5 protein-coding genes, 1 tRNA gene and 1 pseudogene are annotated in these 7,466 nt (G+C 46.8%); 4 read left to right on the forward strand and 3 right to left on the reverse strand.

Going from position 1 to position 7,466, the window contains the following annotated elements; all coding sequences use genetic code 11:
* Positions 1-184: 184 nt before the first annotated feature.
* Positions 185-260, reverse strand: a tRNA-Thr gene (locus tag PPL9_RS13930).
* Positions 261-1,379: 1,119 nt separating this feature from the next.
* On the opposite strand from PPL9_RS13930, the gene PPL9_RS13940 reads away from it, so the two are divergent.
* From PPL9_RS13940 to PPL9_RS31965, 4 genes are all read left to right on the forward strand, one after another.
* Positions 1,380-1,760 (forward strand): response regulator, encoded by a 381-nt coding sequence (locus PPL9_RS13940; RefSeq protein ID WP_057463278.1) that lies wholly within the window; start codon positions 1,380-1,382, stop codon positions 1,758-1,760.
* A 281-nt stretch (positions 1,761-2,041) separates the two neighbouring features.
* Positions 2,042-3,076, forward strand: coding sequence for a HAMP domain-containing sensor histidine kinase (locus tag PPL9_RS13945; protein ID WP_244273394.1), 1,035 nt, complete (start codon positions 2,042-2,044; stop codon positions 3,074-3,076).
* A gap of 175 nt (positions 3,077-3,251) precedes the next feature.
* Positions 3,252-3,743, forward strand: coding sequence for a plastocyanin/azurin family copper-binding protein (locus PPL9_RS13950; RefSeq protein WP_057463280.1), 492 nt, complete (start codon positions 3,252-3,254; stop codon positions 3,741-3,743).
* 165 nt (positions 3,744-3,908) lie between these two features.
* Complete coding sequence (locus tag PPL9_RS31965; RefSeq protein WP_152986694.1) at positions 3,909-4,418, forward strand: hypothetical protein; 510 nt, start codon at positions 3,909-3,911, stop codon at positions 4,416-4,418.
* A 265-nt stretch (positions 4,419-4,683) separates the two neighbouring features.
* Here PPL9_RS31965 and PPL9_RS13960 read toward each other — a convergent pair whose 3' ends face one another.
* Both PPL9_RS13960 and PPL9_RS33315 read right to left on the reverse strand, forming a co-directional pair.
* Positions 4,684-6,591 (reverse strand): acyltransferase family protein, encoded by a 1,908-nt coding sequence (locus PPL9_RS13960; protein ID WP_057463282.1) that lies wholly within the window; start codon positions 6,589-6,591, stop codon positions 4,684-4,686.
* A gap of 768 nt (positions 6,592-7,359) precedes the next feature.
* A pseudogene (locus PPL9_RS33315) lies at positions 7,360-7,466 on the reverse strand (23S rRNA (guanosine(2251)-2'-O)-methyltransferase RlmB); the annotation flags it as partial.

Consider the following 7,466-nt stretch of genomic DNA (forward strand, 5'->3'; position numbering starts at 1 on the left):
ATCCGGTCAGACATAAAATATCTCAGGAATGCCATCGAGCGAATCGAACGAACGAAACCAAAGTGAACGGGTGGAGAACAGAAAAAGTCGCACGTGCGATTTGCGACGGTCGCAAAAGGTCGTACGTTCTTTATCCGTTCATTTAAGAACGACGCTCAACTATTTGATTTTATTGGGAGGGAAGTGGTGCCGGCAGCAGGGATCGAACCCGCGACCCCCTGATTACAAGTCAGGTGCTCTACCATCTGAGCTATACCGGCGTCGTCTTCGTTGGAGGGGTATTTACGGGCGCTGGCGGGGTTTGTAAATACCGAAAATGCAAAAATTTGGAAGAATTCACAGGGGAACGAATTTTTTGGGTGAATTCGGGGTTGATCTGGTTGTCTTGGGGCTTCTTTTCCACATGCGGAGGATGCAGCTTATTGATATTGATAGAAAATTTCTTGGTTTGCGCGTCTGCGTTGTTTTGTGCGTTTGTTTGAACGGTATTGGGAATTTCTGCGTTCCTATGGGGTGGTGGCCGGAAAACGCTGGCTGATTAAAGGAGCGTTGGCTTTGTCGGTTTGGGTGTGAGTTATGCTTCTTTATTCCCCCTTGGCGGCAGCTGGATGGTGGAAGGGGAGTGGAGCCGATGAATTTCCGCTTCGGTGAATTTCAAAAGTGAGAAGCATACATATTCATTGAATATCAGTTTTGCCTCTGTTGGTGTCTTGGCAGCTGTTGCTTTTGGTGGTGTTTGCGGGCCTGTGATGAGGTTGCTCTTGTGAGTGGACGTTTTGGGTTGCAGGGCTTTTGAGCAGCGTTCTTTGTTCGGTAGTCGGGGCGTCTGCCAGAATGTGGAAGCTTTGGTTGTTGGGTGAGGAGACTTTTCGCGGTGCGAAAGGTCTCCTGTTGGGGAGCCGAAGGGTGTTCTAGTGAAACTCAGGGCGCCGCAGGTGCAAAACGATAGGCACTGACTATGGCTGCTCTCTGGATTGCCCGTGCTTATGCTGGCCGGAATAGTCTTGCTGTTTGTTGTGGTGACAAGTTGAGTGTTGTGATGAGAATGATCAGTGATGCCCTCTCAATGGATCCTGTCTTATGTTGAGCTAGGGCATCAGGAAACGTCTGCAATATAAAATACTGTCTTTTGTGAGTTGATCCGGTTGCTGCTGAGCTAGCAGGATAAGTGAGCTGCGCCTGCAGCATGAAAGGGGAGCAACGGTTCCTGCCTACGCATTGCAACTCCTATCTGCGGATTGAGAATACTGGGTTGGCTATTGTTGAGGGGTGAGCAAGGCTTTGCGCAGGACGCAAGGTTTTGGGACTTAACTTTGGCTTAAGTTTGAGATGAGCTGTGCACATATGTTTGTAGGGTTCTTGTTCAACAAGAGAGTTGAATGCGGATTTTGGTAGTGGGAGATGAAAGAGGTATCGCTCAGCAAATTGAAAAGGCTTTGGTGGCTGCCGCGTTTTCAGTAGATCATTGTGGTTGTGTTGAAGATGCACAAATGCTCATGAGCTCTGAGATGTTTGACGCGTTAATTGATGATCGAATGTTGCCGGATGGAGATGCGATTGAGATTGTCTCATTCCTTCGGGAGGAAGGAAACGATCTGCCAATTCTTATGCTAACAGCCCGTGATGCAATTGAAGATCGTATTGATGGGTTGGAGGCTGGAGCGGATGATTATCTGATCAAGCGCTTTGCGATGTCTGGGCTTGTTGCAAGAATGCGAGCTTTGTTGCGTCGGCCAAGCTCCGTGTTTGGCAAAACTTAAACTGTCGGCAGTCTTTCCTATAACTTTAAATCTCGAACAACCACGGTCAACGCGGTGGCCTTGCCCTTGCCAAGGCATGAATTGCTGGTTCTTGAGGGCTGATCAGCAACCGTGGGCACGTTGTGACCAAAGACGATCTCTTGAACAAAGTCTATGGGCTGGAGATTCCAGAGTCGAACACTATACCGGTTCATGTTCACAATCTTCGGCGCAAGTTCAAACGTGAGCGCAGGGTTGGAGATTCATACCTATCGTGGGCTGGGCTACATGTTGGACAGCTTATGAGTGAGCTTCAGTCTCTTGAGAACAAGCTTGTCGTTCGAATCTCAGTCATTCTTATCGGTTCGTTTTCTGTGATCCTCGGATGGCTCTGGGTTCATTTGTTTATTTTGCATGAGCCCTTACAAACCAGCAGCCATCAACAAGCCTTTATGGAGCTGTTTTCGAATGTTGGCTGGGTCGTTCCGGTCATGATGCTTGCAACAATTTTTGTGACTGCACATACGTTAAGGCGCAGTTTGAAACCTCTTCGGCATCTTTCGCGTCTTACGGCTCAGATTAAACCGAAATCTCTTCACCAGCGACTTCCTGTGAGAGATTTGCCTTCCGAAGTAGCCCCGATGGTGAAGGCGATAAACGCCATGCTTTCTGGCATAGAAGACGTTTTTACAACGCAGCGCCACTTCACCGAAAATGTTGCGCATGAGCTGAGGACGCCGTTGCAGGTGTTGGGTGCTGGTTTGGAGGACTTGCAACAAACGCCTAAAGTGATTGCTCTAAGGGGTGATCTCGACAGAATGGCTCGTTCCGTGGACCAAATTCTGGCAATTTCCCGATTGGAAACGCGATCTGAAGAGCAGGAAAAGGTTACTGATCTAAATGCTGTAGCTGTCACGGTACTTTCCTACATTGCACCCTTGGCGACGAAAAAGAATGTCAGGCTCTCCTTGGAAAAGGAGGCGGGTCCTCTTTTTGTGCAGGGTGATAAAGGGCTGATTGGAGATCTGCTGCGTAATCTCGTTGAAAACGCTCTTGCAGTGTGTCCGCCTAACGCTGGTATTTGCGTTCGAATTAGCCCCACAGGAACACTTGATGTGATTGATGAGGGGCCAGGTATTCCATCTTGTTATAGAGACAAAATTTTTCAGCGCTTCTGGCGGCTGCCAGATAGCAAAGTGCAGGGAACTGGTCTGGGGCTGGCAATTGTCAAAGATATAGCAATGCGCTGCCGGGCAGAAATATCCATCCATGATAATCCGGGTGGCGGGAGTGCTTTCCGTGTTGTTTTTGCTTCTGCCACGGCCTTAACCTCCTGAGGTGAAGGTCTTTTACTCTGTCATTTCGCTGCTTAAAGAGTGGAAGTCCGAGCGATGCTCCTGAAGGGAGGGTTTCAGTGGCTGCGTACGCCTGCGAAACCGGAGCGCTCCTAAAACTGCGTTAAAACAAGGGTTTTATCGGTTGCCGGGACTCGTGAGCAAATTCAGGAGTTAGATGGCGGTGAAAACCGTTGCCCCATATAAAATCAAAATACATGAGACAACTTTCATGAAAAAAAGAAGTACGCTCGTTTTAATGCCGGCGCTCGTTTCCTTTTTGCTCTCAGTTACGGGTTCGAACGCAGGTGTAATCCATACAATCAAAATGGATCTGGATTTCTTCAGTCCTGCCTATTTGGAAGCGCAAGTCGGCGATACCGTGCGGTTTGTGAATGTCAGAGGAACTCACAACACCGTCTCAATTTCCGGGATGATTCCTGCTGGTGTATCGCCTTGGCGAAGCAGGCTTAAGGCGACCTATGACCTCACACTGACGAAGGAAGGTGTTTATGGATATAAATGTCTTCCACATTTCGGCAAGGGAATGGTGGGACTGTTTGCTGTCGGCAAGCAATATAACAATTTACCGCAAGCAAAAAGCACCAAGTTGCCAGCCAAAGCAGCGGCGGTTTTTCAAAAGCTATTTCGCAGAGTTCCACAAAACTGAACGCTTAAATTTGCCTTAAAGTAAGGTGGATAGTCAGTGCTCAAGCAAGTGAGTCCAGTGAAAATACTGATCATACTTTACTTTTCTTGCGAAGCCACCGCTGGGTGAGGTGCCAACTCATCATTCAGTGGTTTCTGCCAATTTTAGCACTCCCCCGAGGTCCGTATGAATCGAGTATCTGCGCTTTGCATCCCTATTTTGAGCCTGACATTGCTTTTGACAGGTACTGTGTATTCTTCAAGCTATCTGGCGCACGCAGAAAAGGCTCCTGATTGGAGAGTAACGGGAACTCCAGAAGAGCAACTGGAAGCATTGGTGAAAATTACGCCGGGCACATCACACTGGATGTCAGAAATTGCCTACCGCTTCCAAACTATGTACTGGACAGGCAAGCAAGATAAATGGGAATTTGCAGAGTATCAAATCGAGGCCATGGAAAAAATGATGGATCGAGTTGCTACGGCACGCACCAAACGAGCCGCTTCCATCAATATATTTCGTGAGAACGTTTTTGGAGATTTGGACGAGGCGGTTAAAACTCAGAACTTTGAAGTTTTTGAAGAGGCTGTTGCGGTTATGAGCTCAGAGTGTATGGCATGCCATACTCGAGAAGGCTTTTCCTACATCACCGTTCCAGCCGTTCCAAATAAACCAGACAGCATCGTTCTCGACTGAGGCCTACGCTCGAGCAGGGTTGATGAAAGATTTGCCTTAGATCATCAGAACGTTAGCCCCTGAAGAAGGGGCTAACGTTTTAGTTTATGGGAGTAGGAATGCCTGAGGTTGTCGTTTAGGACGACCTCATTTTATGGGGTCGTCGTCGTGGAAGGCGTTACTTTGGAGAAGTTGAAGGATTTGGTCTCTCCTGGCATGTCGAAGCGGGCTATATATGTGTATGAGCATGGTTTCTTACATTTGCTGTCAGTGTGTTCGAATTTACCTACCAACCTTTGTCTTGCATTCGCTTAACCAATAACTCAGTTGCAGCTACTCCAAAGTGTTCGCGGTCTCGAAAGTAAGGCTGCTCATTTTCGTAGTGGGAACAATTAGCGTCTTCGCCTTCGCACCACAGCTCTATCGGGAAAAGCACTTTGGCAGAAATTTCACCAAGTGATTGATTGAATGCTCTGGTTGAGTTCAGGAGTGAAGCTTTGTCAATTTTCATGTTTTTCAGACAGGCCAATGCGGATTCTTTGGTTGTGATGGGTGATACCTTCAAATCACAATCACCAATTATCTTCGGATGTGGTCCAATTACAAAAACTTTGTCTGCAATCTTTGAGAAATGATCGGCCGTTTTCTCGATGAAAGGCTTCCAAGTGTCGGGCCCGTATACATCAGGTTGTGCAGACGCATTGAGAACTTTCTTGCCATACAAATCCCACCCTTGTGAAAAAACGATTTTTTCATAACGCTGATCTGACTTGTACAGATCAGCGCGTAGTTGATCGCATGAGATGTCAGAAAACTTGTCGGCATAATCCACTTCTTTCAACAACACACACCCGCCTCGTGAAATAACATCGATCTGATCCAGGCTGTATCCCCAATGCTGAACAAGGGGCTGTACGTATTGCTGCAATAAACTGTCACCTACAAACAGAATTTTTGGATTTTCTGCTCCCCCGGTGTGGACGCCTCTGTTGAAGTTCTCATGAAAACTTGAGCGCAAGGATTGAGAGAGCGAATATGCATATGGGTTGAGCATTGAAAGGCGCTGTGGGATTCCTCCAAGTTTGGCAGTTACTGCTCCACCTCCTGCAATCGAAATTGTAAGTGCGAAGAGACATGTGGCTTGCCACTTTCCGCTCGAGGTTTTTGCTCGCTGCCTCATTGGCGTTTCCACGAAAACATATGTTCCATAGGCCAATAGAGATCCAAATGAAACAACAAGCGCAAGGAGAAGTAAGCGATTGATATTATGATCAAAAAATAAAGTAAATGAGATCAAAGGTTGGTGATATAGATACAGCGGGTACGAAATAAGGCCGATGCCGACGAGTAACTTTCTGGATAAGATCCAGCCAATAGGGGTACCTTGGGAAAACAGGATAAGAATAATGCTGGGAATGGCCACAAGTAAAGCATTCGAGCCAGGAAACTCAGTCTGTGAATTGAATGAGAATGCCAGAAAGATCAAAGCTGCAAATGAAACTGAGCTGAGTGTTGAGCGCCATATGTAAGGTAGGGTTAATATTGCTTCTGCACGTTTGCTTATCATAATCAGCGCAACAGAGCTTCCTACTAAGAGTTCAACTGCGCGATATTGTGGCAGAAAGTATGCTCCCTGAAGGTTTTGAGTGGCTCCAAACTCGGACACTCCTAAGAACAACACAAGCAAAACGAGGGAGAGAAAAACCGCAAGAGATCGAAATAAGATCGCCGTCAGCAACAGGACCAGGGGCCAAACCACATAATATTGTTCTTCAACACCAAGTGACCACATATGCAGCAATGGTTTGAATGTTTCGTCTTGAACAAAATAGTTTGCTCCCATTGCATCAAGAAAATTTTTCACTCCAAGTGCTGAGAAAAAGATATCTCTACCTAGGCTGTCAAATTCGGCAGGCCCGTAAAGCAAGAAACCGAAAGAGTATGTGACTGCCAGAGTTACAATTAGCGCCGGGAGTAAGCGAGCAAATCTGCGGTTGTAGAAATTGATAAAACTGAATTTCCCGGTGCGGTTAATCTCATTTTGTATTAGTGACGTTATGAGGAAACCGCTAATCACAAAGAAAACATCTACGCCGATATATCCACCAGGAACCCAAGCACTATTCGCGTGAAACAGTATTACCAAAATGACTGAGATTGCGCGCAGCCCATCGATTTCTTTAGTGTACTTCATCAGTGTTGTTTTTCATCCATTCTATAAGTATCCATGATGCCGTCACATAACTCTGAAGAGGATCTTGAAGCGCCTCTTGCCAGAGTTCAGATAACGGCTTGGTTCGCGCGGCTAATTGACAAAAGTGCTGACGTGAAGAAGGTCGGCTTCTTTAAGACAGCTGATATTGGAATGATTTACTGCATGAACCAATGGAGTGTGTAACCGTTCGGAAAAAGAGTCATGGGTGGTGATTACAGTGTCAAAATGGTGCGAAAGTTGCCAGATTGGTATTGTCGTTGGAGAGCTTGACGGCAGCTCATGAAATGGCCGGTAAGGCTGTTGGTCTGGTCAGGCTTGCTGGTAATCATGAGGATTACTCTCTTTGCAAGGCTAATAAGGAGGCACCGTTAGTGAGCCTGTATTGTAGTTTTATCGAGCTATCGCTGCAGTGATGATATAGTGCTCATCTCCAGTTACAGCCTAGAGTGCGCTATTCCACTGTTGCCCGGAGAGACATTCTCAACGATTGGTTATTTGAGGAACTAAGCTTTTTTAATAATGAGGCTGGCGCTATTTGAATTATTGCTATAGTCACTTCGGCGTTTTTGATTGCACGGGTGTGCCACCATAAATAAAGCGAATATTGGAGGGTTTCTCAGTATTTTAATAAGCGTGCACTTAAATTATAAGTGGCTTTATCTTTTGCTAGTGGGCACGACTAAAAATGCACCGCCGAATGTATACTAAGTCCCAGTGAGTACATTGTAGAGACCCGGAGGCTGTCGGTTAGGACAGCCCCATTTTCATGCGAGCGACGTAGAGGGACAGGATCGCGGCGTTGGAGACGTTGAGGGATTTGATCTCTCCTGGCATGTCGAGGCGGGCGGGGGGGG

Origin of the sequence: Pseudovibrio sp. POLY-S9 (assembly GCF_001431305.1) — a bacterium.
GTDB lineage: Bacteria > Pseudomonadota > Alphaproteobacteria > Rhizobiales > Stappiaceae > Pseudovibrio.

Excerpts from the sequence above, each read along its gene's own strand:
- PPL9_RS13960 (WP_057463282.1), bottom strand. The coding sequence starts at position 6,591 with ATGAAGTACACTAAAGAAATCGATGGGCTGCGCGCAATCTCAGTCATT.
- PPL9_RS13950 (WP_057463280.1), top strand. The coding sequence starts at position 3,252 with ATGGCGGTGAAAACCGTTGCCCCATATAAAATCAAAATACATGAGACA.
- PPL9_RS31965 (WP_152986694.1), top strand. The coding sequence starts at position 3,909 with ATGAATCGAGTATCTGCGCTTTGCATCCCTATTTTGAGCCTGACATTG.
- PPL9_RS13945 (WP_244273394.1), top strand. The coding sequence starts at position 2,042 with ATGAGTGAGCTTCAGTCTCTTGAGAACAAGCTTGTCGTTCGAATCTCA.
- PPL9_RS13940 (WP_057463278.1), top strand. The coding sequence starts at position 1,380 with ATGCGGATTTTGGTAGTGGGAGATGAAAGAGGTATCGCTCAGCAAATT.